Origin of the sequence: Collinsella aerofaciens (assembly GCF_015560135.1) — a bacterium.
In the GTDB taxonomy this organism is placed as follows: Bacteria; Actinomycetota; Coriobacteriia; order Coriobacteriales; family Coriobacteriaceae; genus Collinsella; species Collinsella aerofaciens_AN.
Window position 1 is genome coordinate 91,569 of record NZ_JADMRH010000002.1, and the last position, 26,445, is coordinate 118,013.

The window sequence follows — 26,445 nt, forward strand, 5'->3', positions numbered from 1 at the left end:
CATTTCTTTTGGAGGATTACCTACCATGGCAAAGAACATTACGTTCAACACCGATGCCCGCGCTAAGCTTGCCAAGGGCGTCAACACTCTGGCCGACGCCGTTACCGTCACCATGGGCCCCAAGGGCCGCTACGTTGCGCTGCAGCGCACGTTCGGTGCCCCGACCATCACCAACGACGGCGTTTCCGTCGCCAAGGAGATCGAGCTCGAGGATAACATCGAGAACATGGGTGCTCAGCTGGTGAAGGAGGTCGCTACCAAGACCAACGACACCGTGGGTGACGGCACCACCACCGCAACCCTGCTCGCTCAGGCCATCGTCAACGACGGTCTGCGCAACGTCGCCGCTGGCGCTAACCCGCTGGCCATCCGTCGCGGCATCGACAAGGCCGTCAACGCCGCCGTCGCCGAGATGAAGAAGCAGGCCAAGCCGGTCGAGACCAAGGAGCAGATCGCTTCCGTCGGTACCATCTCCGCCGGTGACCCCGAGGTCGGCGAGAAGATCGCCGAGGCCATGGAGGTCGTGGGCAAGGACGGCGTCATCACCGTCGAGGATTCCCAGACGTTCGACATCACCATCGACACCGTCGAGGGCATGCAGTTCGACAAGGGCTATGTCTCCGCTTACTTCGTCACGGACAACGACCGCATGGAGGCCGTGATGAAGGATCCGTACATCCTCATCACCGACCAGAAGATCTCCAGCGTTCAGGACATCATGCCCGTTCTCGAGGCTGTCCAGCGCGCTGGCCGTGGCCTGCTCATCATCGCTGAGGACATCGACGGCGAGGCTCTGCCGACCCTGGTCCTCAACAAGATCCGTGGCGCCCTCAACGTCTGCGCCGTCAAGGCCCCGGGCTACGGCGATCGCCGCAAGCGCATCCTCGAGGACATCGCCGTCCTCACCGGTGGCCAGGCTGCCCTGGACGAGTTGGGCGTGAAGGTCGCTGACATCACCGCCGATATGCTCGGTACCGCTAAGTCCGTCACCATCTCTAAGGACAACACCGTCGTCGTCGGCGGCGCTGGCTCCAAGGAGGCCATCGACGCCCGTATCGCTCAGATTAAGGGCGAGATGGAGAACACCACCTCTGACTTCGACCGTGAGAAGCTCCAGGAGCGCCTGGCCAAGCTCTCCGGTGGCGTTGCCGTCATCAAGGTCGGCGCTGCTACCGAGTCCGAGCTCAAGGAGATCAAGCATCGCGTCGAGGACGCCCTGCAGGCCACCCGCGCTGCTGTCGAGGAGGGCATTGTCGCTGGCGGCGGCGTCGCCTTCATGGACGCTGCTCCTGCGCTCGATGCCGTCGAGATCGATGACCCCGAGGAGAAGATCGGCGTCGACATCGTCAAGAAGGCTCTGACCGCTCCGGTCGCCACCATCGCCAAGAACGCTGGCTTTGAGGGCGCTGTCGTGGTCGACAAGGTCGCCGAGCTGCCCGCCGGCCAGGGTCTCAACTCTGCCAACGGCGAGTGGGGCGACATGATCGAGATGGGCGTCCTCGACCCCGTCAAGGTCAGCCGCGTCACCCTGCAGAACGCTGCTTCTGTCGCCAGCCTGATCCTTATCACCGAGGCCACCGTCTCCGATGTGCCAAAAAACACTCAGCTTGAGGATGCTATCGCTGCTGCTACCGCTGGTCAGCAGGGCGGCGGTATGTACTAAGGCCGACAAGGTCTAGAACTCCCACCGGGGATCCGGGGGCGTGACGGGGTTTCTCTCCGGAACGTCCTCGGACATGCAAAGAGGCTCCGCATCGCGCTTTGCGCTGCGGAGCCTCTTTGCGTCCTGCGGAATGTTCCGGAGAGAAACCCCGTCACGCCCCCGGATCCCCTGCATTTACGGCCTTGAGGTCGGCGTGGGCGGAGATCGTGGCTGATGGGGATACATGTCCCGGTCGCTGTTTCGCGGCTTTGCCGCGAAAGGCGCGTTACTTTGGGATGGGTGGGGAATGTGGTTGTTGCGGCAACTGGTCCCCGCCATAAATTACCCTTGGCATACTTGCGCGAAAACCTGCCCGTGCTACACTTGCAATTGCTGTTTCAGGGCGGGGTGAAATTCCCCACTGGCGGTAAATCGGGCGGTGCCAAAGGGGTGCCGTGGCGCAGGCGAGGACCTGAGTCGAGCCGATGAGTCCGCGACCCGTGTGTGCGTTGGTTCGCATGCCGGCTGAACTGGTGAGATCCCAGTACCAACGGTTAGAGTCCGGATGAAAGAGGCAGGTGATCTTATGTCTGAACAGTCGCAGCATATCCATTTTGAGAACACGAATAGGTGGAGCACTAAACAGCTCGTTACCATGGCGTTGATGTGCGCCTTGGGAGCGCTGTTTATGTATGTGCAGCTGCCCATCCTTCCCTCGGCGCCGTTTTTGACGTATGACCCGTCGCTGGTGCCGGCGATGGTGTGCGGATTTGCGTATGGCCCTGGTGCCGGCACTGCCGTTGCCGCTATGGCGATCGTTATCCATGCGCTTACCACGGGCGATTGGGTCGGTGCGCTTATGAACTTGGTTGCCACGCTGGGCTACATTCTGCCCGCGGCGATCGTCTACCAAAAGATGCACACCTACAAGGGTGCCGTGATTGGCCTGGCGCTCGGCGTCATTGCCGCTACGGCGCTGTCCATGGTCGCAAACCTTACCATTGGTGTTTGGTTCTGGTATGGCTCGGTCGATGTAATCGCCCCGCTCATGCTTCCCGCCGTGCTGCCGTTCAACCTTATCAAGACCGTGCTCAACTCGGTGTTGACGCTGGCGGTGTACAAGGCGGTCTCTAATCTCATCACGCCCAAGAAAGACCAGGTCAAAGGCCGCGCATGATTGAGTGTCGGGGCGTTTCCTTTAGCTATGACGGTGCTGCACCGGCGCTCGACGGCGTCGACCTGAACATCGAGGATGGCGAGTTTTTCTGCATCCTCGGTGGTAATGGGTCGGGCAAGTCGACGTTTGCCAAGCACCTGAATGCGCTGCTTCAGCCCGATGCGGGAACGGTGTACGTCAACGGCATGGACGCGTCCGATCCCGAGCTGGTCTACGACATCCGTTCGACTGCGGGCATGGTGTTCCAGAACCCGGATGATCAGCTGGTGGCGACGCTTGTCGAGGACGATGTTGCGTTTGGTCCCGAGAACTTAGGGGTCGAATCGGCCCAGATTGCGCAGCGCGTGCGCGAGGCGCTGAAGGCCGTGGGTCTGGTGGGCTTTAAGCGCCACGAGACCCACGCTCTTTCGGGCGGACAAAAGCAGCGCGTGGCGCTTGCCGGCGTGCTCGCCATGGAGCCGCGCATGCTCATCTTGGATGAGGCCTCCTCGATGCTCGATCCGCGCGGGCGCAAGGGCCTTATGAAGGCCTGTCACGCGCTGCACGAACGCGGCATGACCATCGTGATGATTACGCACTTTATGGAAGAGGCCGCTGAGGCCGATCGCGTTGCTGTCTTCCAGACGGGCCGCGTTGCCATGCTCGGTACGCCCGAGGAGATCTTGACGCGGGCGGACGAACTCGCGCGGCTGAACCTGGATATGCCGGCATCGTGCTGTCTTGGCAGGGCGCTTCGCGCGAAGGGCGTGCCCATTTGCGCACGGGTGCGCGAGGCGGATATGGTCGCCGATATAGCGCAGGCTTATACCAAGCGGAGTAGGACAGGCATCGCCGGGCGGCCTTTCGCATCCGATTCTCGTATCCCCGACAACGTCTCCTCTGCAATCGATGGCGCAGACGCGCTGGAGCCCGTCATCGAGATTTCGCACCTTTCGTATAGCTATTCGCTGAGCGCCCGCGAGCGCCGTCGCTGGCATAAGCGCTCGGCCGCTGCGGGCAAATCGAACAAACAGGCTCTTTGGGGAAACGACCCTAGCAGTCCGTGGGCACTGCGCGACGTGTCTTTGACGGTGCGCCGCGGCGAGTTCCTGGGGCTAGCAGGCCATACCGGTTCGGGTAAATCCACACTGGTCCAGCACCTCAACGGATTAATCCGCCCGCAGGAGGGGAGCGTTTACGCGCTGGGGCTCGACCTATCAAGCAAGAAAGACGCCGCCGCGGTTAAGGCAAAGGTCGGCGTGGTGTTTCAATATCCCGAGCGTCAGCTGTTTGCCGAGACCGTGACACAGGACGTGGCATTTGGTCCGCGTAACCTTGGCTTGTCGCAGGCCGAGGTTGCCCGCCGCGTTGAGTCATCGCTCGCGCGCGTGGGGCTCGACCTGGCTACGGTGGGCGACAAGAGCCCCTTTGAGCTTTCGGGCGGGCAGCAGCGGCGCGTGGCGTTTGCCGGCGTGCTTGCCATGGAGCCCGAGGTCCTGGTACTCGATGAGCCCATGGCGGGGCTCGATCCGGCGGCGCGCAGTGACTTCCTGGAGCTCATCGATCGACTTCACCATGGGGGCCTGACCGTCGTCATGGTCTCACACAGTATGGATGACCTTGCCAATTGCTGCGACCGTATTGTCGTGATGAACGAGGGCACGGTGTTTGCCGAGGGCACGCCCGCTCAAGTTTTTGCGCAAGCGGATGAGCTTAAATCGATCGGCTTGGGTGTTCCCGCTGCCCAGCGCATGGCGCTGGCGCTTGCGAAGGCAGACGTGTCGCTGCGCTTTGACGGCCTCTATACGGTTGAGTCGCTGGCAGACGAGTTGGTGGACCTGCTTATCGGTCGCTCGGACAGTCCTTCTAACATCTCGGACAAGGCAAAATCCAAGACGGTCGCGCGAGAGGAGGGCTGCTAATGGAGGCGTTTTCGTTTGGCAGCTACTATCCCGGCGATAGTGCGATCCACCGCCTGGACCCGCGAACTAAGTTGCTCTTGGGCTTTGTGTTTCTGATCACGACGCTCACGGTCAGCAGCTTCCGCGGACTGGCCCCGGTCGCAATCTTCGTTGTCCTGATCTATACCGTGTCCCGGGTGCCGTTGCGCCGGGTCCTATCATCGATGGCACCATTGCTGGCGATTGTCGTGGTGGTCGCAGTGCTCAACCTGTTTTCCGACCAGAGCGGGCGCATTCTGTGGCAGCTTGGCTTTTTGCAGATAAGCGAGGGCTCGCTGCATTCCGCCGCCTTTATGGCGTGCCGCCTGAGCTTGATGATGGCCGGCATGAGCGCCATTACGCTCACCACGCCTACGCTCGACCTCACCGCGGGCTTTGAGCGTCTGCTCGCACCGTTTGCGCGCGTGGGGCTCCCTGCGCATGAGCTCGGCATGATCATGGGCATCGCGTTGCGCTTTATGCCGCAGTTTGCCACCGAGATGAAGCAGACGGCGGACGCGCAGGCAAGCCGCGGTGCACGCGTGACGGGTGGCCCGCTCGGCGGCGTGCGTATGCTCGGCAGTGTGGCGATTCCACTGTTCACGGGCGTGTTCCGTCATGCCGAGACGTTGTCTGCCGCCATGGATGCACGCTGCTATCACGGCGAGCAGGGCCGCACGCGTCTGCATGCACTTGCATTTCGCCGCGGGGATGCGCTGGCTGCGGTTGTGACGATGCTGCTGTTTGCGTGTGTCATCGTCGTCAACCTTCAACTTGTTTAGGCGCGATTCGAGCGCAAGAAAGGGGTCCCTATGACCGACAACGACCGCACGGCTCAGCTTGAGCGCGCCTGTTCGTATCTCAGGCGCATTCCGGCGTGGTATCTGGCCACGACCGATGTGACCGACGGGCATCAGCCTCGCGTGAGGCCGTTTTCGTTTGCCATGGTCGATGACGGTAAGCTGTGGTTTTGCACGTCGCGCGACAAGGATGTGTGGGCGGAGCTGAGTGCGAATCCCAAGTTTGAGCTCTCGGGCTGGAAGCCGGGGGAATGTTGGATCGTGTTGACCGGCGAGGCCGCACTTGAGGACGACGCGGTTGCGAGCGACAAGGTGCGTCAAGCGGGTTTTAAGCACATGGTGGGCATCGGCGAGGAACACGAGAGTGCCAACGACGGCCGCCTTGCTTTCTTTTCGGTCCGCAACATTGCCGCGCGCTTCTGTGATATCGACGGCAGCGAGGAGCGCCTGGAGCTCTAGAGCGTCTCAAATTAACTACCCGTTCCGAATTAGCTAGCGCCAGGAGGACACATGGACGGATTGAATACGGTGTTGGAGTATCTGACGTCGGTGCCGGCATGGTATTTGGCGACGAGCGTTGACGGACAGCCTCATGTGCGTCCGTTTTCGTTTGCGCAGATCCAGGATGGCAAGCTGTGGTTTGTAACAGCGCGCACCAAAGATGTGTGGCAAGAGCTGCTGCAAAACCAGCGCTTTGAGGCCACGAGTTGGTGGCCGGGCCATGGCTGGCTCATCTTGCGCGGGCGTGCCGGCTTGGATGACCGGGCTTTAGACGAAATGCGCGAAGCCGGGTGGAAGCATCTAGAGCACCTGGGCGAGCACTATGAGGGGCCTAACGACCCCGCGCTTGTCTTCTTTAGCGTCGAGGATTCCGAGGCATTTATCTGCAATCACGACGAATGGGTGCCGGTCGAGCTCTAGCCAGCTGGCTCATCCTAACAACTTGGTTTTCGCATGGGCGGGCCCCGTATTGCCCGGCGCCGTTAGGAGCGCCGGTCAATACGGGGCCCGCTCCATTTGTCAATTCCTTCAAGCGAATGTGTCGGGAATGTTTCAATGCATGAATATGCAAGCCATTTACGTATTCATGCATCTTTTGGTGCTAAAGTTTCAACCCACTTCATAACGACCGCTGCGAAATGCGCATCGGTGCATAAATCGCAGACAAGGAGTCTGATATGTCTTTGAAGGTTGGAATCGTCGGCGCGGCTGGATATGCCGGAGCCGAGCTCATTCGCCTCGTGCTCGGTCATCCCGAGTTTGAACTTGTTGCCATTACGTCCAACGCCGATGCCGGCCAGCCGCTGTCCGCGGTGTATCCGAGCTTTACTGGCGTGAGCGATCTGGTTTTCACCACGCATGACGCCCCCGAGCTCAAGAGCTGCGATGCGGTTTTTCTTGCCGTGCCGCACACGGCTGCCATGGCACAGGTGCCCGCACTCCTTGCCGCGGGCGTTTCCTGCTTTGATCTTTCGGCCGATTACCGTCTGAGCGACCCGTCCGTCTTTGAGGCATGGTATGCCGCCGAGCACACGAGCCCCGAGCTGCTCAAGACTCGCGCTTTCGGCCTGCCCGAGCTGTTCTGTCAGGACTTAGAGACCGCTGCTTCCAGCCATGCCGCTGGCGGGCCCGTTTTGGTCGCCTGCGCCGGCTGCTATCCCACCGCAACGAGCCTTGCTGCCGCTCCTGCCGTGCGTGCGGGCTGGGTGGCAGAGAACGGTCCCGTGATTGTCGATGCCATCAGCGGTGTGACGGGTGCCGGCAAGTCCTGCAACGCTCGTACGCATTTTTGCAGCGCCGACGAGAATTTGGAGGCCTACGGCGTGGGCAAGCATCGTCACACGCCCGAAATCGAGCAAATCCTTGGTCTAACAGATCGCGTCGTCTTTACCCCGCACCTGGCACCCCTCAAGCGCGGTCTACTCTCTACGGTAACGATGCCGCTTGCGCCGCAGGCTATCGATACCTTGATCCTTGAGGACGTTGTCGACTATTACAAGCAGTTCTACGCTGGACGCACCTTTGTGCGCGTGCTCGATGCCGGCCAGCAGCCCAAGACGGCTTCGGTCGTCGGCACCAACGCCGCCCAGATTGGCCTTGCGTTCAACAAGCGCGCGGGCGTGCTGGTGGCGACGGGCGCTATCGACAATTTGTGCAAGGGCGCTGCGGGCCAAGCAGTCCAGTGCGCCAATATCGTCTTTGGCTTTGACGAGCGACGAGGCTTGCCCACAGTGGCGTGCCCGGTGTAGCACATTCGATTGTTAACGATTTGGTAGTCGGGCATCGAGTGGGGCGCCACTCTTAAGCTGGTCTCATGATTGCGACTGGCATGGCGCACCAACCGATGTCCGTTTTTTGTTTGACATAAGGAGTCATAAAGACGATGAATACCGACCTGATTGATATCAAGATTCGCGCCGTCGAGGGTGGCGTTACGGCAGCGGCCGGCTTTAAGGCCGCAGGCATCCATGCGGGATTCCGGAAGAATCCCGAGCGCTTAGACTATGCGCTCGTCATGCCCGATAAACCCTGTCCCGGCGCCGGCGTGTTTACGACCAACCGCTTTTGCGCGGCGCCCGTGCAGGTGAGCCGTGCCAACCTGGGCGGTGCGGACAAGGGCTACGGTATCATCGCCGGTGTTTCAATCAACTCCGGCAACGCGAACGCCGCCACGGGCGAGACCGGCCTTGCCTGCGCGCGCGAGACCTGCAACATCGCATCGCAGGTTATCGGCTGCGAACCCCAGCAGATCCTGGTTGCCTCCACGGGTGTGATTGGCCAGATTCTGCCGATCGACACGTTTGAGACAGCCATTCCTGCTGCCTACGAGGCGCTCTCCGCCCACGGTGGCGCCGATGCCGCTCGCGCCATCATGACGACCGACACGCACTCCAAGGAGTACGCCGTGTCCTACGTCAGTGAGGCTGCGGGTCATGCGGGCAATGTCTATACGGTAGGCGGCATGTGCAAGGGCTCGGGCATGATCATGCCCAATATGGCCACCATGATCGCAGTTATCACCACCGATGCCCCCGTCGAGCCTGCGGCACTTCATGCCCTGCTGCTCTCGACCGTCAAGCAGACCTTTAACAAGGTAACGGTCGATTCCGACACCTCGACCAACGACACCTGCATCATGCTTGCCTCCGGCGCCGCTGCCGCAGATGCCGAGCCTATCGTCGAGGGCTCCGATGCCTTCGACGAGTTGGCATTTGCCGTGCACGAGGTGTGCGAGAGCCTGGCGCGCAATATCGCCGCCGATGGTGAGGGCGCATCCAAGCTTGTTACGGTCAACGTTACCGGAGCCGCCAACGACGAGGAAGCTGATATCGCCGCTCGTGCCGTTGCCAACTCGCCGCTCGTTAAGACCTGCATCGCCGGCCACGACTGCAACTGGGGCCGCGTTGCCATGGCGCTTGGCAAGTGCGGCGTGAAGTTTAATCAGGAAGACGTTTCCATCGACATGATGGGCATGCCCGTCTGTCGCGACGGTCTGACTGTTCGCTTTGACGAGGACGAGGCTCTACGACGTTTCGAGGCGCCCGAGATCGTGATCTCGGCCGACCTGGGCGCAGGCGACGCGGCAACGACCGTGTGGACCTGCGACCTCACGCATGAGTATATCTCCATCAACGGCGATTACCGTTCCTAGATTCCAGGCACGCTGCGCATCTTGCCGCGATTGCCGACAGCGGAGCACGGCGCGATAACGATACGAAAGACGAGGCAGATTATGAAATTCGCACGCGATTGTCGTTCGAGCGAATCCAACGAAGCAACCGCGCAGCTGCTGTTCGAAGCGCTGCCGTGGATTAAGAACCTGACCGGCAAGACGGTTGTTATCAAATATGGCGGAGCCGCCATGGTTGATGAGCAGCTGCGCCGCGACGTGATGAGCGACATCGTTTTGCTCAAGATCATCGGTATGCGTCCCGTCATCGTGCACGGCGGCGGCAAGGCTATCAACGAGGCGCTCAGCCACTATGACATCCCCGTCGAGTTTAAGAACGGCCAGCGCGTGACCACGCCGGCGACTATGGATATCGTGCGCGAGGTACTGGGCGGCAAGGTCAACCAGGAGTTGGTTGCTGCCATCAACCACCACGGTAACCTGGCCGTGGGCGTGTCGGGCAGCGATGCCGGCACGCTCATCGCCGAGCCGCTCGACCCCGAGCTCGGTCGTGTGGGCAAAGTGACGCACGTCAACACCGACTATATCGAGCGCTTACTCGATAGCGAGTACATCCCCGTCATCGCTACCGTCGCGGCGGGGGAGGACGGCGGTTTCTTCAACATCAACGCCGACACCGCCGCCGGTGCCGTTGCCGCGGCGCTCCACGCGCATAAGGCGATCTTTTTGACCGATGTCGATGGCCTGTACAAGGACTTTAGCGACAAGGACTCGCTTATCTCCAACCTAACGCTCGACGAGGTTAACGAAATGCTCTACGGCGGCGAGGTCGATAAGGGCATGATTCCCAAGCTGCGTGCGGCCGTCGATGCGCTTACCGGCGGCGTATTTCGTGCCCACATCATTAACGGTACTACGCCGCATTCGCTGCTCCTGGAGCTGCTGACCGATGCCGGCGTCGGCACCGTGATCCATTCCACCGAGACGGCTTACGAGTTCGATACGCATCCGCATCCGCTTTCGACGTTTGCTGCGCGTCTGACCGAAAACCTTGACGAGGTCGAGAAACTTCAGACGGTCTAGCTGACCCGCAGCCGCCCCATTCCTGCACCCATAGCCCCGCGCCGGCTGGCGCCCAACGAAAGGCATCCCATGTCACTTGCAGCTCAGCAATCGCTTGAATCCCATTACGTTATGCATACCTTTGGCCGCTCTCCGGTCGAGTTTGTCGAGGGTCACGGCATGAAGCTCACCGGCGACGATGGCCGTGAGTACCTCGACTTTCTTGCCGGCATCGGCGTGTGCAGCCTAGGTCATGGCGACCCTGCTGTGCTCTCGGCGCTCGAGGCGCAGACCAAAAAGCTCATGCATGTCTCCAATTACTTTTACATCGAGCAGCGCGGACAGGTCGCGGCGCTGCTGTCCAAGCTTGCTAACGACGACGTAGATGGTGCGCGCGTGCTTGCCGATGCCATTGCCGCCGGCGATGAGACCACGGCAGCTGCTCTTGGTGCCCCGGCTGCGGGCGAGCAGGTGTGGGAGACGTTCTTTGCCAATTCCGGCGCCGAGGCCAACGAGGGCTCGATGAAGCTCGCGCGCCTGTACGCCAAGCGTGCCGGTAATGGCGGCAACACCATCGTGTGCATGCGCGGCGGCTTCCACGGCCGTACGCTCGAGACCATTGCCGCCACCATGCAGGATTGGCTGCAGGACAGCTTCCGCCCGCTGCCGGGTGGCTTTGTGGCCTGCACGCCCAACGATGTGGACGAGCTGCGTGCGATCTTTAAGCAGCTGGGGAGCGAGATTTGTGCCGTGATGCTCGAGCCGATCCAGGGTGAGAGTGGCGTGCACCCCATGACCGAGGAGTTTATGGCGACAGCGCGCGACCTGGCACACGAAGTGGGCGCCGTGCTTATCGCCGACGAGGTCCAGTGCGGCATCTTCCGCTCCGGCAAGCCGTTTGCGTTCCAGACCTATGGCGTGGAGCCCGACATCATGAGCCTTGCCAAGGGCATTGCCGACGGCGTGCCCATGGGTGCCGTCGTGGCAAAGAAGGAGATTGCCGACGTGTTTAAGCCGGGCGACCACGGCTCGACCTTTGGCGGTAGCTGCTTGGCCATCGCGGCGTGTGCCGCGACGCTCTCCGCGCTTGTGCGCGGCGATTATGCCGAGCATGCTGCCAAGGTGGGTGCCTATATGGAGCAGGCGCTGGCTAAGCTTCCGCATGTGGTAGAGGTGCGTGGCCGTGGCCTGATGCTCGGCTGTGATTTGGATGATGCCGCGGGCGACGCACATGATATTGTTGCCCGCGCGCTGGCCGCCGGTGCCGTGATTAACGCTACGGGTGCTCATACGCTGCGTTTCTTGCCGCCGCTCGTCTGCGAGGAAGCCGACGTGGACAGTCTGATCGAGATCCTGTCGGGTGTCTTGGGCTAACGCAGCGTAATAACTCAATTTGGATCGGGTTCCGGACTGCGGACGTGCCATATGCGGCATGATTCAGCGGTCTGGAACCCTTTTTGCCTTAGATTTGCTAAGGCTGGGAGACCTACTGGTCAAAAAACATCAAATATGAGTACTGTTACCGATTTGGTAGCAGCAATTTTGGACTAATCAGACCAAATAGCAAGTCGAAATGGCGATGAATGCACGATTCTGGTCCAACTGTTAGTCCTTATAATGGACATATGTTGCGAAACTTAAGCAAATACTATCTATTTATATGTTGTAACCAAGGTAGCAGTACTCATTTTTGCCATTTTTTGACCACGGCCTTTGTGACAGACGTGCTGGCGGGTTCGAATCCCATGCGCTGGGCCCAAACAAAAACGGTCCCCTTGCGAGGACCGTTTCCAATTCGGTGGTGGGCGATGAGGGATTCGAACCCCCAGCCTTGTGCGTGTAAAGCACCTGCGCTAACCGTTGCGCCAATCGCCCGTGCGGAGAGAGTATAGCAAAACAATCGCCTCATTCACCTCATATCCATTAAAGGTAACTGGCGCGTGTCCACGCGGAGCTGATTCAGTTGAGATTGCCTGAACATTCCGCCCCTCTTTACGCCCTCGGGTATACTCAAAAGCTACTGATTCGATTTGATGCCCAGCAACAGCAGAGGGGATAGTATATGTGCGGTTTTGTCGGTTTTGTCGGTGGGACGGATAACCAATCCGAGGTGCTCACCAAGATGATGGACCGCATCGTCCATCGCGGTCCCGACATGGGCGGTCAGTTTATCGACGGCCGCGTTGCCCTGGGCTTCCGCCGCCTGTCGATCCTCGACCTGACCGAGGCCGGCGCTCAACCCATGGCCAACGAGGACGGCAGCGTCGTCATTGTCTTCAACGGTGAGATCTACAACTTCCAAGAACTCCGTTCCGAGCTCGAGGCCAAGGGCTACAAGTTCCACTGCGGCGCCGACACCGAGAGCCTCCTGCACGGCTACGAGGAGTGGGGCGAGGCCGTCCTCGATCGCTTACGCGGTATGTACGCCTTCGTCATCTGGGACAAAAAGAAGAACAAGCTTTTTGGCGCCCGTGACATCTTTGGCATCAAGCCGCTTTACTACTATCCCATGGCCGATGCGGGCGACGGCGCTCCGGGCGTGCTCTTTGGTTCCGAGATCAAGAGCTTCCTGGACTACCCGCACTTCCACAAGGCGGTCAACAAAAAGGCCCTGCGTCCGTACATGACGCTGCAGTATTCGGCAACCGAGGAGACCTTCTTCGAGGGTGTCTACAAGCTGCCGCCGGCGCACTACTTTACCGTCGATATCCCGACCGGCAAGATGAACATCGAGCGCTACTGGGATTGCGATTACTCTGCCGTCGAGAAGCCGTTCGAGGAGTACGTCGACGAGCTGGACGAGGTCGTGCACGAGAGCGTCGAGGCCCATCGCATCGCCGACGTCAAGGTCGCGTCGTTCCTCTCCGGTGGCGTCGACTCCAGCTACATCGCCGCTTGCCTCATGCCCGACAAGACCTTCTCGGTGGGCTTTGACTACAAGAACTTCAACGAGACCAACTACGCCAAGGAGCTTTCCGATAAGCTCGGCGTCGAGAACGTTCGCAAGATGATTACCGCCGACGAGTTCTTCGGTGCGCTCGAGGACATCCAGTATCACATGGACGAGCCGCAGTCCAACTTGTCTTCCGTGCCGCTGTGGTTCTTGGCCGAGATGGCCCGCAAGGACGTCACCGTCGTGCTTTCGGGCGAAGGTGCCGACGAGCTCTTTGGCGGCTACGCCTACTACGAGGACACGGTCCCGGTGCGCAAGTACAAAAAGATGGTGCCGCTGCCCATCCGTCGCGCGCTCGGTAACCTGGCGCTGCATATGCCGTACTTCAAGGGACATAACTTCCTGGTCAAGGGTGCCGAGATCCCCGAGAAGTCGTTCCTGGGACAGGCTCTGGTATGGCCGGAGCGCGAGGTCGACGGCGTGCTCAAGCCCGAGTACAACACCGGCGACGGCGCCTTCGAGCTTGCCGCTCCCATCTACGCGCGCGTGAAGGGTCAGCCCGAGCTGGTCAAGAAGCAGTACCTGGACATGAACATGTGGCTCCCGGGCGACATTCTGCTCAAGGCCGACAAGATGTGCATGGCGCACTCGCTGGAGCTGCGCGTGCCCTTCCTGGACCGCAAAGTCATGGAGTTCGCCGAGCACATTCCCGACCGCTACCGCATCAACGAGAACGGCAACAAACAGGTACTCCGCCACGCTGCCAACAAGTCGCTGCCCGATGAGTGGGCCACCCGTCCCAAGGTGGGCTTCCCGGTGCCGATTGTCTACTGGCTGCGCGAGCAAAAGTGGTACGACTATGTCAAGGAGTACTTCACCGCGCCGTGGGCAAGCGAGTTCTTCGATACCGATGAGCTCATGCACCTGCTCGATCTGCACTTTGCGGGCAAGGACGATTTCCAGCGCAAGATCTATACGCCGCTCGTGTTCCTGGTGTGGTACAAGCGCTTCTTTATCGACGAGGACCAGCCCGCTGTTCAGGCTGCCTAGCCTCGGCTTACGAACGCCTGCGCGTAACGGCTCCTCCGGGAGCCGTTTTTGCGTGGGTGCGTTTCAGTTACTATAAAACCGTCCCTGCCAAATGGCTGAGAAAGGTGAAAGATGCACCATTCGGATTCCGCGACCGTGACCACGGTCGATACGCTTGCCAAGCTTCTCGATGTGTGCGGCGAGCTGCGCTCATCAGAGCAGGTTGACGAGCGCGCCGTGACCGGCTGCTCGTTTGATTCGCGCGCGGTCTCGGCAGGTGACGTATTCTTTTGCAAAGGTGCTGCCTTTAAGCCCGCGTTTTTGAGCATGGCGCTCGATGCGGGCGCCGTCGCATTTGTGTGCGAGGAGTCGCTGGTCGAGTCTCTGGAGCCGCTGGCGCAGGAGAGCGGTGCTGCGATGCTGGTTGTTGATAGTGTTCGCACGGCCATGGCCCTGTTGCCGCCGGAGGTCTACGACCGTCCCGACCACGACGTCAAGATCGTGGGTATCACCGGTACCAAGGGAAAGACCACGGCCGCTTTTATGCTCCAGTCGATTATCAAAGCGGCGGGCGAGTCCTGCGGCATGATCGGCTCGGTGAGTACCGACGATGGCATCGAGTGCTACGAGAGCACCAATACTACGCCCGAGGCCCCCGAGGTCTGGCGCCATATCGCCAACTGCCGCACGTCCGGTCGCCAGTCCATGGTCATGGAGGTTTCGAGCCAGGCGCTCAAGTACCAACGCGTCGAGAATCTGCCGTTTGACGTGGCGTGCTTCCTCAACATCGGCCGCGACCACATCTCGCCGATCGAACACCCCACGTTTGAGGATTATTTTGAGAGCAAACTCAGGATCTTTGACCAGGCAAAGACCGCCGTGGTGAATCTAGGCACCGAAGAGGTTGACCGTGTGCTAGAGGCAGCGTCGACGGCCGATCGCTTGGTGACCGTTGGGGTCGAGCATCCCGAGGCGAGCCTGTGGGCAAGCGACGTACGCATGGTCGGCTTTAGCATCGAGTTCAACTTGCATGGCCTGTGTGCCGACGAGTCCGAGACGGGGGAGAAGGTCCTGCTGGGCATCGCGGGCGACTTTAACGTGGAAAACGCGCTGGTCGCTATCGCCGCTGCGCGCGAGATCGGCATCGGTATCGAGGCTATCAAGAAGGGCCTCTCCAAACTGCGTGTGCCGGGCCGTATGGAGGTCGTGGAGTCGAAGGACGGCCGCGTGATCTGCGTCGTCGACTATGCGCACAACCAGCTTTCGTTCCGTTCGCTTTTCTCGTCGGTGAAGCGCGCGTTTCCCGCTAGCCCCGTCATTGCGCTGTTTGGCGCTGCCGGCGGCAAGGCGCAGGAGCGCCGCGAGCAGCTTCCGCGCGAGGCCGCACCGTATTCCGACCTGATGATCTTTGCCAACGAGGATCCAGCTCACGAGGACCCGATGAAGGTCTGTCGCGAGCTTGCCGAGCATGTTCCCGACGATACGCCGAACAAGATCATCCTCGACCGCGAAGCCGCTGTGCATGCGGCGTTCAAGGCGGCGCGCGAGGAGTACGTCAACCCCGATGCTCCCACCATTGTCTTGCTGCTGGCAAAGGGTGACGAAGAGCTCATGCACGTGGGCGACGAGTTCGTGCCCATCGAGAGCGACCTTTCGTTGGCCAATCGCCTGATCGATGTTACCCAGTTTGACTAATGAACCATGATGGCGGCGGCGCCCTGAGTGCGCTGTCGCCATAAGCGTGTTCCCTCAATCAAAACATGCCGTCCAAGTCCAAACCCTTCTACGTAAACGGAGTAACCATGTCCCACAACACCCTGCCGACCGTTGCCGAGCTTTCGGGCGAGATGCGCGAGCGCTTGGCCAAGGTCAAGTACGTCTTTACCGACCTGGATGCCACGATGCTCGCGCCCGGCTCGTGCGTGCTGCGCGACAACGACGGCAACCCCTCGACCAAACTCGTCGAGGCTGTCGTGGCGCTCGCTCGCGCTGGTATTCAGGTGGTTCCCACCTCGGGCCGCAACCGTACCATGATCCACGAGGACGCGCGCGTGCTCGGCCTCAACTCCTACATTGGTGAGATGGGCGGCCTGGTCATGTACGACCTCAAAGCCAACGATTGGGAGTATCTGACCGGCGACATGCCTTACGACCCCGCCTGCGGCCTTACTCCGCACCAGGTGATCGAGCAGACCGGCGTGTGCGAGAAGATCCTTGCCCGCTGGCCGCACAAGATCGAGTATCACAACGACATGTCGACCGGCTACAAATACCGTGAGGTCACCGTCGGCATGCGCGGCGATGTGCCCGACGATGAGGCCCAGGCCATCCTGGACGAGGCCGGCTGCGGTCTGATCTGGGCTTGCAACGGCCATCTGACTCACCTGTCCAAGCCGACGACGCTCGAGCTCGATCGCGTCGAGGACGGTCGCGCATTCAACATCAACCCCGCGGGCCTCAACAAAGGCGTCGCCATTGCGCGCTTCTGCGAGCACCTAGGGATCGAGCGCGAGGAGACGCTCGCGCTCGGCGATTCCGAGTCCGACTTCTACATGGCCGATCACGTGGGCACGTTCTGCCTGGTCGAGAATGGCCTGACGAGCGCCGGCGCGCCCGAGTTCCTGGCTGCTTGCGAGAACGCTTTCGTTACGCGCGGCAAAATTGTCGACGGTTGGGCGGCGACGGCAGAGCTGCTGGTCGCGGCGCGTTCGTAGCGCGGCGTCGCCGCACTTGGACATGTCTTTTCGAGAGAGACTGGTGAGGTAATGTCCGATATCGAGAATCCGGCAGGCGACACGCGCCCGATTGGCGTGTTCGATTCTGGTTTGGGCGGTCTGACGGTTGCGCGCGCCATCGCGACGGCGCTGCCGCACGAGTCCGTCTACTACTTTGGCGACACCAAGCGCTGCCCCTACGGCACGCGCACCGAGGATGAGGTGCGCTCGTTTGCGTTGCAGGCGGGTCGTTGGCTTTCGAAGCACGACGTCAAGATTATGGTCATCGCCTGCAACACGGCGACCGCTGCGGCCTTGCGTCTGGCCCAGCAGGTGCTCGACGTTCCCGTGATCGGCGTGATCGCGCCGGGTGCCCGTGCGGCAATCAACAGCACCCGCTCGCGTCGTGTGGGCGTGCTCGCCACCAACCTCACCATTCGCTCGGGCGCCTACACGCGCGCCATTCAGGATCTAGATGCCGGCGTCGATGTATACGGCTGTCCTGCCTCGAGCTTTGTCGAGGTTGTCGAACACGAGCTCGCCTCGGGTGCACATCTGCAGGAACAGTGGCTTGAGAACGAGGACATCTTCGATACGCCTGCCGTGCGTGCGCTGGTGGGTGCCACGGTTGAGCCGCTGCGCGACCACGGTATCGATACCGTGGTGCTCGGCTGTACGCATTTTCCGCTGTTGGTGGGACCTATCCGGCATGCGCTGGGGCCTGGGGTGCGCGTCGTGAGTTCCGCCGAGGAGACCACGCGCGAGCTGACCGATATCCTCACGCGCCGCGAGCAGCTGGCGGGCGACGCCGCCGAGCCGCAGCATCGTTTTGCCACGACGGCCGATAACATTGCCGAGTTTGCGGTGGCGGGCAGCTTTATCTTTGGTCAGCCGCTCAAGAGCATCGAACATATCGATATCGATGAGCTGAAATAGATGTAAGGCAGCTGCCAGAGCCTTCGCCACATCTTTTGCCGAAAGGAAATTTCTATGGAGTACATGCAGGTCAACCGCGCCAACGGTCGCGCCGCCAACGAGTTGCGCCCCGTTAAGCTCACCCGTGGCGTCATGAAGCACGCTCACGGCTCGTGTCTGGCCGAGTTCGGTGACACGCGCGTGCTGTGCGCCGCCACTATCGAGGAGGGCGTGCCGGGCTGGCGAAAGGGAGCTAAGGCCGGCTGGGTGACCGCGGAATACGCCATGCTGCCGGCGTCGACCGGCAAGCGCTGCAAGCGCGAGCACGCCAACCGCAAGGGCCGCTCCATGGAGATCGAGCGCCTCATTGGCCGCAGCCTGCGTACCGTCGTCAACATGAAGGCGCTCGGCGAGTACACCGTCACCGTCGACTGCGATGTGATTCAGGCCGATGGCGGCACGCGTACAGCGAGCATCACCGGCGCCTGGGTGGCGCTGCACGACGCCCTCGCCATGTGGGTCGAGGCGGGCAAGATCGAGCGCATCCCGCTTATCGGCCAGGTGGCTGCCATCTCCATGGGCGTTGTCGACGGCAACACCCTGCTCGACTTGGATTATTCCGAGGACAGCCATGCCGAGGTCGACATGAACCTCGTCGCCACCGACACCGGTGAGATGATCGAGCTCCAGGGCACCGGCGAGCAGGCGCCCTTCGACCGTAAGCGCCTCAACGCCCTGCTCGACCTGGGCGACAAAGGTATCGCCGAGCTCATCGAGCTTCAGCGCCAAGCCCTCGCCTAACCTACCAAAAAGGGACAGGTTTAATTTGGTAGGTTTTATCTGCGGAGACGTCTAGGCACAAGACAGCCGTTGATTGAGAGGGGAGAGGCAGAGGCCCTCGTCGCCCTCGGCGCGGCATTGCTATAGAGACAAGGAGACCACTTATGGCACTTGAGAAGATCGACATCGACACCCTCGACCCGGCGGCGACCATCGTCGTGGCAACGGGCAACGCCCATAAGCTCACTGAGATCGAGGCCATTTTGGGCAAGGTTATGCCCGAGGTGCGCTTTGTAGCGCTCGGCCAGCTGGGCGATTTTGAGGATCCCGAGGAAAACGGCACGACGTTTTTGGAGAACGCCATCATCAAGGCCCAAGCCGCGGTCGAAGAGACGGGGCTCATGGCCATTGCCGACGATTCGGGCTTGGTCGTTGATGCCCTGGACGGCGAGCCGGGCGTGTATAGCGCGCGCTATGCGGGCGTGCACGGCGACGATGCCGCCAACAACGCCAAGCTGCTCGTTAACCTGGAAGGCGTGGCCGACGAGGATCGCACCGCGCGCTTTATGAGCGTCGTTGCGCTCATCGACACGGACGGTTTGGTCACCTATGGTGAGGGCGCCTGCGAGGGCACTATCGCACACGAGGGCCGCGGCGATCACGGCTTTGGCTACGACCCGCTGTTCCTGCCGGTCGACACGCCGGGCAAGACCATGGCCGAGCTGACGGCTGACGAGAAGAACGCCATCAGCCATCGTTTCCACGCGCTCGAGCATCTGTCCGCCAAGCTGACGGGCGAGGAGTAGACCGTGCGTGCGGTGGTGCAGCGCGTGCTCAACGCCGGCGTGACGGTCGACGGCGAGTGCGTGGGCCGCATTGGACGCGGCTACCTGGTGCTGCTGGGTGTGGGCCATGGCGATACGCGTGCCGAGGCCGACAAGCTGTGGGGCAAGCTCCGGGGCTTGCGCATTAACGAGGACGAGAACGACAAGACCAACTTGGCGCTTGCCGATGTCGACGGCGAGGTGCTCGTGGTGTCGCAGTTCACGCTGTTCGCCGACTGCCGCCACGGTCGCCGCCCATCGTTTACGGATGCCGGCGCCCCCGATGTCGCCAACGAGCTCTACGAGTACTTCCTGACGCTTGTTCGTCAAGATGTCGAACACGTAGCACATGGCATCTTCGGCGCCGATATGAAAGTCGACTTGGTCAACGACGGTCCATTCACCATCGTCCTGGACACCGACAACCTTTAGGTTACGCGGTTTTACCAAACCGCGTAACAACTGGTCATGCGAGATTGTCGTCTGGTACGTATTTGGGACGGGGCTTATTTAGCTACTTGCGTATGGCGGCAGCAGGGTGCTATAGTATTAGAGTTTTGTCTATCTTAGGGGTATTATCCCCTTTTTGAATTGCACCTTCTGGAGGCCCTGTTCATGGAAGAGATGGAAGTCAATCACGTCGACGACATCCACGAGAAGCTGACCGATATGGTGGGCGATCGCGTCAAGGTTAAGGCCAACATGGGCCGCACCCGCGTCGTCGAGCGCATGGGCACCATCAAGAGCGTCCACCCCGCCGTCTTTATCGTCGAGGTTGACGAGCGCCGCGGCCGCAAGTCGCGTCAGTCCTACCAGTATATCGATGTCCTCACCGGTCAGGTCGAGCTGTTCGACCCCGAGAGCGGCGAGCATATCTTTACCCCGCTCGGCAATCAGCTCGAGGAGCATTAACGGTGACCGATCGGTCCCTGACTCTTTCCGCGCCGGCAAAGATTAACCTCTACCTGGGGGTTCATACCGAGCGCGATGACCGCGGCTACCACAGGGTCGATTCCCTGATGGCGGCCGTCGGTCTTTCCGATACCGTGACGGTCACGCCGGCGCAGGCGCTGACCGTCCAGACGGTTCCAGCATCAGATTTTCCCATGCAAAAGAATACGGCGTATCGGGCTGCGGTTGCTATGGCCGAGCATTATGGTCGCGAGGCAAACATCTGCGTGACGATTGAGAAGCGCATTCCATTGTGCGCCGGCTTGGGCGGCCCCTCGACGGATGCGGCCGCGGTCATTGTCGCCTTGGCGGAGCTCTGGGGCATTGATCGCACCGACCCAGCGCTCGACGACATTGCGCGGGGCATTGGTGCTGACGTCCCGTTCTTTTTGCACGCGAGTCCTGCGTTCTACGTAGGTGGGGGAGACGTGCTGGCAACTGAGTACCCCGCGCTGCCCGTGACGCCCGTCGTGCTGGTTAAGCCGCGCGAGGCGAGCGTTTCGACAATTGAGGCCTATCGACGTTTTGACGAGGCCCCGGTGCCTGCGGACGAGCCCGGCGCGATAGCTTCTGCCTTGCGTGCTGGTGATGCCGAGACGGCATATGCGCTCATCCATAACAACTTGGGTGTCATTTCCGCACAGATGGAGCCGCAGATTCAAACGGTTCTCGATTGGCTGCGTAAACAGGACGGAACCGTTGCTGTAGATGTGTGCGGATCGGGTGCCTGCTCGTTTGCCATTTGCGACACCGCCGCCACGGCCGAAAGGCTTGCCGACGCTGCCCAGCAAAACGGCTGGTGGGCCTGCACGACGGAGCTCATTTCCAACACGGTTCGCGTCGAAGTGCCAAAGAAATAAAAATTTCTCTAGCATGCGGCGAAAATCTTTGTTACTATAGTCGAGCTAACGGGTTGTGGCTCAGTTTGGTAGAGCACTGCGTTCGGGACGCAGGGGTCGCTGGTTCAAATCCAGTCAACCCGACCAGAGCATGAGGAGGGACCGCTTCTTGCGGTCCCTTTTTTTAGCTATTGTTGTGATACCGCGATACCCGCGGTATACTCATTCGAGCTTGTCTCGCTGTATTGTGGAGGTCTACATGTTTGGACTGAGGGCTCCTGAGCTCATCATTATTCTCGTCGTTGTCCTGATTATCTTCGGGCCCAAGAACCTGCCGAAGCTCGGCAAGTCCCTCGGCTCTACCGTCAAGAATATCCGCGAGGGTATGGAGGGCGACGATAAGGCCGAGACCAAGCAGGCCGAGGAGGTCGTGGTCGAGCAGTCCGAGGAGGACAAGGAGATCGCTGAGCTCGAGGCCAAGCTCGCTGCTGCCAAGAAGAAGCAGGCAGAGGACAGCGACGCGGACGCAGAGTAGTCCCATCCCTTTGGGGTGAGCACCTGACCGGCTTGCCCGCAGGCTAGCCGGTCTTTTTCGTTTTGTTGACAGTTGATTGTTTGATCAGAGTTGGGGAGATATCCGTATGGACGCAAGCCAGATCGTACTGACCGCTGAGGGCCGCCAGAAGCTCGTCGAGGAGCTCGCTTGGCGTGAGGGCGATTACGCCAAGGAGATCGTCGAGGACATCAAGGAAGCCCGCGCGTTCGGCGACCTTTCGGAGAACTCCGAGTACGACGCCGCTAAGGACAAGCAGGCCCAGAACGCCGCTCGTATTGCCGAGATCCAGGCCATCCTCGCCAACGCTCAGGTTGCTGCCACCACGGGCGACCTGACCGTCTCCATCGGTTCCACCGTTTCGCTGATTGATCCCAACGGCGAGGTCATGGAAGTCACGCTCGTCGGTACCACCGAGACCAACTCGCTCGAGCACAAGATTTCCAACGAGTCTCCGGTCGGTCACGCCATCATCGGTCACGGCGAGGGCGACTCCGTCGAGGTCGTTACGCCTTCCGGCAAGACTCGCGTCTACACCATCGCCAAGATCGCACGCTAGACCACGGTCCCGCGTAAAGGTATGTTTTCGCTCCCTGGGACCGAATCCTGGGGAGCGTTTTAGTTTGAGGAGCTAACTTATGGCAGAGAACCAGAACGCCGCCGATCAGGCATCGACGCTCAACGACGAGCGCGCCACCCGCCTGGCCAAGCGCGCCGCCCTGTTCGAGGCGGGCCAGAACCCCTATCCTGAGCACTCTGAGCTTGAGGACTACGTCGCCGATATCGAGACTAAGTACGCCGATCTTGCCGATGGTGAGGACACCGAGGATGTCGTGAAGATCGCCGGCCGTGTGGTCGCCAAGCGCGGTCAGGGCAAGATCATGTTCATCGTCGTGCGCGATGCGACTGCCGAGATTCAGCTGTTCTGCCGCATCAACGACATGGACGAGGCTGCCTGGAATACGCTCAAGGCCCTCGACCTGGGCGACATCCTGGGCGTGACCGGCGTGGTCGTGCGCACCCAGCGCGGCCAGCTTTCCGTTGCCCCTAAGAGCGCGACCCTGCTTTCCAAGGCCGTTCGTCCGCTGCCCGAGAAGTTCCACGGTCTTTCCGACAAGGAGACCCGCTATCGCCAGCGCTACGTCGACCTGATCGCCAACGACGACGTTCGCGAGACCTTCCGTAAGCGTTCGCAGATTCTCTCCACCTTCCGTCGCTTTATGGAGTCCGACGGCTACATGGAGGTCGAGACCCCCATCCTGCAGACCATCCAGGGCGGCGCTACTGCCAAGCCGTTCATCACTCACTTCAACGCGCTCGATCAGGAGTGCTACCTGCGTATTGCCACCGAGCTGCACCTCAAGCGCTGCATCGTCGGTGGTTTTGAGCGCGTGTTCGAGATCGGCCGCATCTTCCGTAACGAGGGCATGGACCTTACCCACAACCCCGAGTTCACCACGATGGAGGCCTACCGTGCCTTCTCCGACCTCGAGGGCATGAAGGCGCTCGCCCAGGGTGTCATTAAGGCAGCTAACAAGGCCATCGGCAACCCCGAGGTCATCGAGTACCAGGGCCAGACCATCGACCTTTCTGGTGAGTGGGCCAGCCGTCCCATGACCGACATCGTCTCCGACGTGCTCGGCAAGCAGGTCACCATCGACACGCCGGTCGAGGAGCTTGCTGCCGCCGCGCGCGAGAAGGGCCTGGAGATTAAGCCCGAGTGGACCGCCGGCAAGATTATCGCCGAGATTTACGATGAGCTGGGCGAGGATACCATCGTCAACCCGACCTTCGTGTGCGATTATCCCATCGAGGTCAGCCCGCTCGCTAAGCGTTTTGAGGACGACCCGCGTTTGACTCACCGCTTTGAGCTGGTCATCGCCGGCCACGAGTACGCCAACGCATTCTCCGAGCTCAACGACCCGGTCGACCAGGCTGAGCGCTTTGCTGCCCAGATGGCCGAGAAGGCCGGCGGCGACGATGAGGCTATGGAGTATGACGAGGACTACGTGCGCGCCCTCGAGTACGGTATGCCTCCCGCGGGCGGCATTGGCATTGGTATCGACCGCGTGGTCATGCTGCTTACTAACCAGGCTTCTATCCGTGACGTCCTGCTGTTCCCGCACATGAAGCCCGAGAAGGGTTTCCAGTCCGGTGCCGCTGCCGCCAAGGCTGCCGAGGCCGGCAACGCCGCGAGCCCATTCGTTAAGTCGCTTAAGCCCACGCTCGATTACTCCAAGATCGCCGTTGAGCCGCTGTTTGAGGAGTTCGTCGACTTTGATACCTTCTCCAAGAGCGATTTCCGCGCTGTGAAGGTCAAGGCATGCGAGGCCGTCAAGAAGTCCAAGAAGCTGCTGAACTTTACGCTCGACGACGGTACCGGTACCGACCGCACCATCCTCTCCGGTATTCACGCTTATTACGAGCCCGAGGACCTGGTCGGCAAGACCTTGCTCGCCATCACCAACCTGCCTCCGCGCAAGATGATGGGTATTCCCAGCTGCGGCATGCTGATCAGCGCTGTCCACGAGGAGGAGGGCGAGGAGCGCCTCAACCTGATCCAGCTCGACGCCTCCATCCCCGCTGGCGCAAAGATGTACTAACTTGTTACGCGGTTCTACGAACCGCGTAATGGCTCGACGCTGCGCGGGCCGCATTTGGACAATCTGACGTTCAACTTCAAGGGCGCGACCAGAAGGTCAGCGCCCTTTCGTTTCACGTCACCTTGTCACAAATGCGACCCGCTCGCTGTCGTTACCAAAGCATCGGCATTGCCGTGGTTGGCACTTGGGGACGTTCCTTTTCTGCCGGCAGTTGGGGACAGTCCTTGTTTTGATAGTCGTCTCTTTTATGTTTCCTTTAGCCGTTGCTGCCTAGGATGGGGGTTAGTCGGCAGGAAGGGAGCGTCTATATGGACGACGCGAGCGAGCGTGCAATCGAAGAGGACATGCTCGATCAGTTCAATTACTTTGATGATGAGGATGAGGAGCTAATCGACCGTCGCGAGCCAGCGCCGCTTGATTCCTTTGATTTGGTCGATGAAGAGGCTGATGAGGTTGAGGGTGAATCAGTGGAGCCCCCACAGCCTTCGCGCCTTGACTCGCTGCTTTCGAGAGCTCCCATGCACCACGGCGTTCGTGCCGGCGCGCTCCATATGAAAACTGACTGGCACCAGATCGTGACGGCAGGCGATGAGCTTGCCGTCGATGCGCCGCTCACCGATAAGTCATCCATCATCTGCCGCACCGGCATGCTTATGCTGGCAAGCGGAACAGGTGCCTGGCGCGTGCGCGATACCATGAATCGTGTTGCTGCCGTACTCGGCGTCACGATTCACGTCGACCTGAGCCTTCTGTCGTTTGAGTGTACTTGCATCGAAGATGGCCACTGCTTTAACGAGGTTGTCAGCCTGCCCACAACGGGAGTCAATACCCATCGCATTTGGATGATGGAGAGTTTCCTCAAGGAAATCGAGACCTATGGTCGTCGCTTCACGGTACACGAGTACCACGAGATGCTCAGGACCGTTGAGAGCTCAAAACCCGATTACTCTCCCTGGCAACAGGGCCTTGCGGCAGCCTGTGCTTGCGGCGCCTTCGTCTTTTTGCTCGGCGGCGGCCCTATCGAGATGGCCTGCGCATTCGTAGGCGCTGGTGTCGGTAACTTTGCTCGCTCCCATATTCTCAAGCAGGGTCTTGGCCAGTTTAGCGCGCTGACGACGGGCGTTGCGCTCGCTTGCGTTTCGTATCTGCTGGCATTGCTCGGCCTTGGCCAGGTCGTACCGGGGGCAATGTCGCACCAAGAAGGCTATATCGGCGCCATGCTCTTCGTGATTCCCGGCTTTCCCCTCATTACGGCAGGCCTCGACATCGCTAAGCTCGATATGCGAAGCGGCATTGAGCGTCTTTCGTATGCCGTGTCGATTATTGTGATGGCGACCCTTGTGGGCTGGATGGTTGCCGAGTGTGTGGGGCTGGCACCGGATGATTTTGCCCCGCTCGGCCTTTCGCCGCTTGCCCTTACGCTCCTGCGCGTGGTGATGAGCTTCGTTGGCGTATTCGGCTTCTCGGTGATGTTCAACAGCCCGGTAAAGATGGCCGCGGCAGCTGGGTTGATCGGCGCCGTTTCCAATACCCTGCGCCTTACGCTCGTCGATGCGCCGACGATGATTCCCTTCCTGGGCCTCAGCACGGGAATGCCTCCCGAGGCAGCAGCGTTTATCGGCGCGCTGGTATCGGGTCTGCTGGCAAGCTTGGCCGAAGTCAAGCTCACCTACCCGCGTATCGCTCTCACGGTGCCTTCGATTGTCATTATGGTGCCGGGTTTGTATCTGTATCGCTCGATGTATTACATGTGCACCTTCGACACAGTCAATATGCTCGGTTGGTTTGTGCGTGCAGTGCTCATCGTGGCGTTTTTGCCCGTTGGTCTGGGTGTGGCACGTACACTCACCGACCCTCGCTGGCGCCACACCAGCTAATTGGTGCAAAGGGGACAGGTTACTTTGCACCCCCAATGAGTTGCGGTGAAATAGGGACTGAATTGCTGCTTAAAGGGTCAAAACAGTCCGTATTCCACCGCAACTTATGGGGTCGGGGGGGGGGATTATTGGTGCCCTGCATCTCCATAAACTCAACGCTTACGAAGCGCGCGCCGTTCGTGTTAGGGTAGTTCCACCACATAAGTAGTCGCAGACGCACGTACCACGGGCGGGCG

General features: G+C 60.6%; 23 protein-coding genes, 2 tRNA genes and 1 riboswitch. Of the genes, 24 read left to right on the forward strand and 1 reads right to left on the reverse strand.

The genetic code is table 11. From position 1 onward, the window contains the following. The first annotated feature begins 25 nt into the window (after positions 1-25). The 10 genes from groL (at position 26) to I2H19_RS01435 (ending at position 11,605) form a co-directional block, all read left to right on the forward strand. Positions 26-1,663 carry a chaperonin GroEL gene (groL, locus tag I2H19_RS01390; protein ID WP_006234938.1) on the forward strand — a complete coding sequence of 546 codons (1,638 nt, stop codon included), beginning with the start codon at positions 26-28 and terminating at the stop codon, positions 1,661-1,663. Between the two features lie 369 nt (positions 1,664-2,032). Continuing rightward, positions 2,033-2,223, forward strand: a riboswitch (FMN riboswitch). A gap of 5 nt (positions 2,224-2,228) precedes the next feature. Next, the gene (locus I2H19_RS01395) at positions 2,229-2,819 is read left to right on the forward strand and encodes an ECF transporter S component (protein WP_117635948.1); all 591 of its coding nucleotides are present in this window, start codon (positions 2,229-2,231) and stop codon (positions 2,817-2,819) included. Further along, positions 2,816-4,720, forward strand: coding sequence for an energy-coupling factor transporter ATPase (locus tag I2H19_RS01400; RefSeq protein ID WP_195620851.1), 1,905 nt, complete (start codon positions 2,816-2,818; stop codon positions 4,718-4,720). The genes I2H19_RS01395 and I2H19_RS01400 overlap by 4 nt, the downstream gene beginning before the upstream one ends. Beyond that, positions 4,720-5,520 (forward strand): energy-coupling factor transporter transmembrane component T family protein, encoded by an 801-nt coding sequence (locus I2H19_RS01405; protein WP_055252301.1) that lies wholly within the window; start codon positions 4,720-4,722, stop codon positions 5,518-5,520. The genes I2H19_RS01400 and I2H19_RS01405 overlap by 1 nt, the downstream gene beginning before the upstream one ends. A gap of 30 nt (positions 5,521-5,550) precedes the next feature. After that, positions 5,551-5,997, forward strand: a complete 447-nt coding sequence (locus tag I2H19_RS01410) for a pyridoxamine 5'-phosphate oxidase family protein (RefSeq protein ID WP_117563813.1) — start codon at positions 5,551-5,553, stop codon at positions 5,995-5,997. A gap of 51 nt (positions 5,998-6,048) precedes the next feature. Further along, a complete protein-coding gene (locus I2H19_RS01415) occupies positions 6,049-6,459 on the forward strand; it encodes a pyridoxamine 5'-phosphate oxidase family protein (protein WP_118272930.1) in 411 nt (136 codons plus the stop codon). A gap of 257 nt (positions 6,460-6,716) precedes the next feature. Further along, a complete protein-coding gene (argC, locus tag I2H19_RS01420; RefSeq protein ID WP_195620852.1) occupies positions 6,717-7,787 on the forward strand; it encodes an N-acetyl-gamma-glutamyl-phosphate reductase in 1,071 nt (356 codons plus the stop codon). A 134-nt stretch (positions 7,788-7,921) separates the two neighbouring features. Next, entirely contained in the window at positions 7,922-9,190 is a 1,269-nt protein-coding gene (argJ, locus tag I2H19_RS01425; RefSeq protein ID WP_195232435.1) for a bifunctional glutamate N-acetyltransferase/amino-acid acetyltransferase ArgJ, read from the forward strand. Positions 9,191-9,271: 81 nt separating this feature from the next. Then, on the forward strand, positions 9,272-10,252 hold the full coding sequence (gene argB, locus I2H19_RS01430) for an acetylglutamate kinase (RefSeq protein ID WP_055252306.1): 981 nt from the start codon (positions 9,272-9,274) through the stop codon (positions 10,250-10,252). 69 nt (positions 10,253-10,321) lie between these two features. Then, the gene (locus I2H19_RS01435; protein WP_195620854.1) at positions 10,322-11,605 is read left to right on the forward strand and encodes an aminotransferase class III-fold pyridoxal phosphate-dependent enzyme; all 1,284 of its coding nucleotides are present in this window, start codon (positions 10,322-10,324) and stop codon (positions 11,603-11,605) included. Between the two features lie 425 nt (positions 11,606-12,030). Here the strand turns inward: I2H19_RS01435 and I2H19_RS01440 are convergent. Beyond that, a tRNA-Val gene (locus I2H19_RS01440) sits at positions 12,031-12,106 on the reverse strand. A 187-nt stretch (positions 12,107-12,293) separates the two neighbouring features. Between I2H19_RS01440 and asnB the strand changes: the two genes are divergently transcribed. From asnB to I2H19_RS01510, 14 genes are all read left to right on the forward strand, one after another. Then, positions 12,294-14,174, forward strand: a complete 1,881-nt coding sequence (asnB, locus tag I2H19_RS01445) for an asparagine synthase (glutamine-hydrolyzing) (protein WP_195620855.1) — start codon at positions 12,294-12,296, stop codon at positions 14,172-14,174. 111 nt (positions 14,175-14,285) lie between these two features. Further along, positions 14,286-15,848: a Mur ligase family protein gene (locus tag I2H19_RS01450; RefSeq protein ID WP_195364088.1), complete on the forward strand. Its 1,563-nt coding sequence runs from the start codon at positions 14,286-14,288 to the stop codon at positions 15,846-15,848. Positions 15,849-15,955: 107 nt separating this feature from the next. Further along, positions 15,956-16,867 (forward strand): HAD family hydrolase, encoded by a 912-nt coding sequence (locus I2H19_RS01455; RefSeq protein WP_195620856.1) that lies wholly within the window; start codon positions 15,956-15,958, stop codon positions 16,865-16,867. Between the two features lie 51 nt (positions 16,868-16,918). Further along, positions 16,919-17,803 carry a glutamate racemase gene (gene murI / locus I2H19_RS01460; protein WP_117745775.1) on the forward strand — a complete coding sequence of 295 codons (885 nt, stop codon included), beginning with the start codon at positions 16,919-16,921 and terminating at the stop codon, positions 17,801-17,803. 54 nt (positions 17,804-17,857) lie between these two features. Further along, positions 17,858-18,583, forward strand: a complete 726-nt coding sequence (gene rph / locus I2H19_RS01465; protein ID WP_117848021.1) for a ribonuclease PH — start codon at positions 17,858-17,860, stop codon at positions 18,581-18,583. Positions 18,584-18,726: 143 nt separating this feature from the next. Then, a complete protein-coding gene (rdgB, locus tag I2H19_RS01470; RefSeq protein ID WP_117802906.1) occupies positions 18,727-19,368 on the forward strand; it encodes an RdgB/HAM1 family non-canonical purine NTP pyrophosphatase in 642 nt (213 codons plus the stop codon). Between the two features lie 3 nt (positions 19,369-19,371). Further along, a complete protein-coding gene (dtd, locus tag I2H19_RS01475; RefSeq protein ID WP_195620857.1) occupies positions 19,372-19,818 on the forward strand; it encodes a D-aminoacyl-tRNA deacylase in 447 nt (148 codons plus the stop codon). Between the two features lie 183 nt (positions 19,819-20,001). After that, positions 20,002-20,298, forward strand: a complete 297-nt coding sequence (locus I2H19_RS01480; protein ID WP_006234957.1) for a Veg family protein — start codon at positions 20,002-20,004, stop codon at positions 20,296-20,298. A 2-nt stretch (positions 20,299-20,300) separates the two neighbouring features. Beyond that, positions 20,301-21,197, forward strand: a complete 897-nt coding sequence (gene ispE / locus I2H19_RS01485) for a 4-(cytidine 5'-diphospho)-2-C-methyl-D-erythritol kinase (RefSeq protein WP_195620862.1) — start codon at positions 20,301-20,303, stop codon at positions 21,195-21,197. Positions 21,198-21,246: 49 nt separating this feature from the next. After that, positions 21,247-21,323: transfer RNA gene (locus I2H19_RS01490), tRNA-Pro, on the forward strand. Positions 21,324-21,435: 112 nt separating this feature from the next. After that, positions 21,436-21,711 carry a twin-arginine translocase TatA/TatE family subunit gene (gene tatA, locus I2H19_RS01495; RefSeq protein WP_022094895.1) on the forward strand — a complete coding sequence of 92 codons (276 nt, stop codon included), beginning with the start codon at positions 21,436-21,438 and terminating at the stop codon, positions 21,709-21,711. 106 nt (positions 21,712-21,817) lie between these two features. After that, positions 21,818-22,288 carry a transcription elongation factor GreA gene (greA, locus tag I2H19_RS01500; protein ID WP_006234960.1) on the forward strand — a complete coding sequence of 157 codons (471 nt, stop codon included), beginning with the start codon at positions 21,818-21,820 and terminating at the stop codon, positions 22,286-22,288. Positions 22,289-22,367: 79 nt separating this feature from the next. After that, positions 22,368-24,332 (forward strand): lysine--tRNA ligase, encoded by a 1,965-nt coding sequence (lysS, locus tag I2H19_RS01505; protein WP_195620865.1) that lies wholly within the window; start codon positions 22,368-22,370, stop codon positions 24,330-24,332. A gap of 308 nt (positions 24,333-24,640) precedes the next feature. Next, positions 24,641-26,209, forward strand: a complete 1,569-nt coding sequence (locus tag I2H19_RS01510; protein WP_229089725.1) for a threonine/serine exporter family protein — start codon at positions 24,641-24,643, stop codon at positions 26,207-26,209. Positions 26,210-26,445 lie beyond the last annotated feature (236 nt).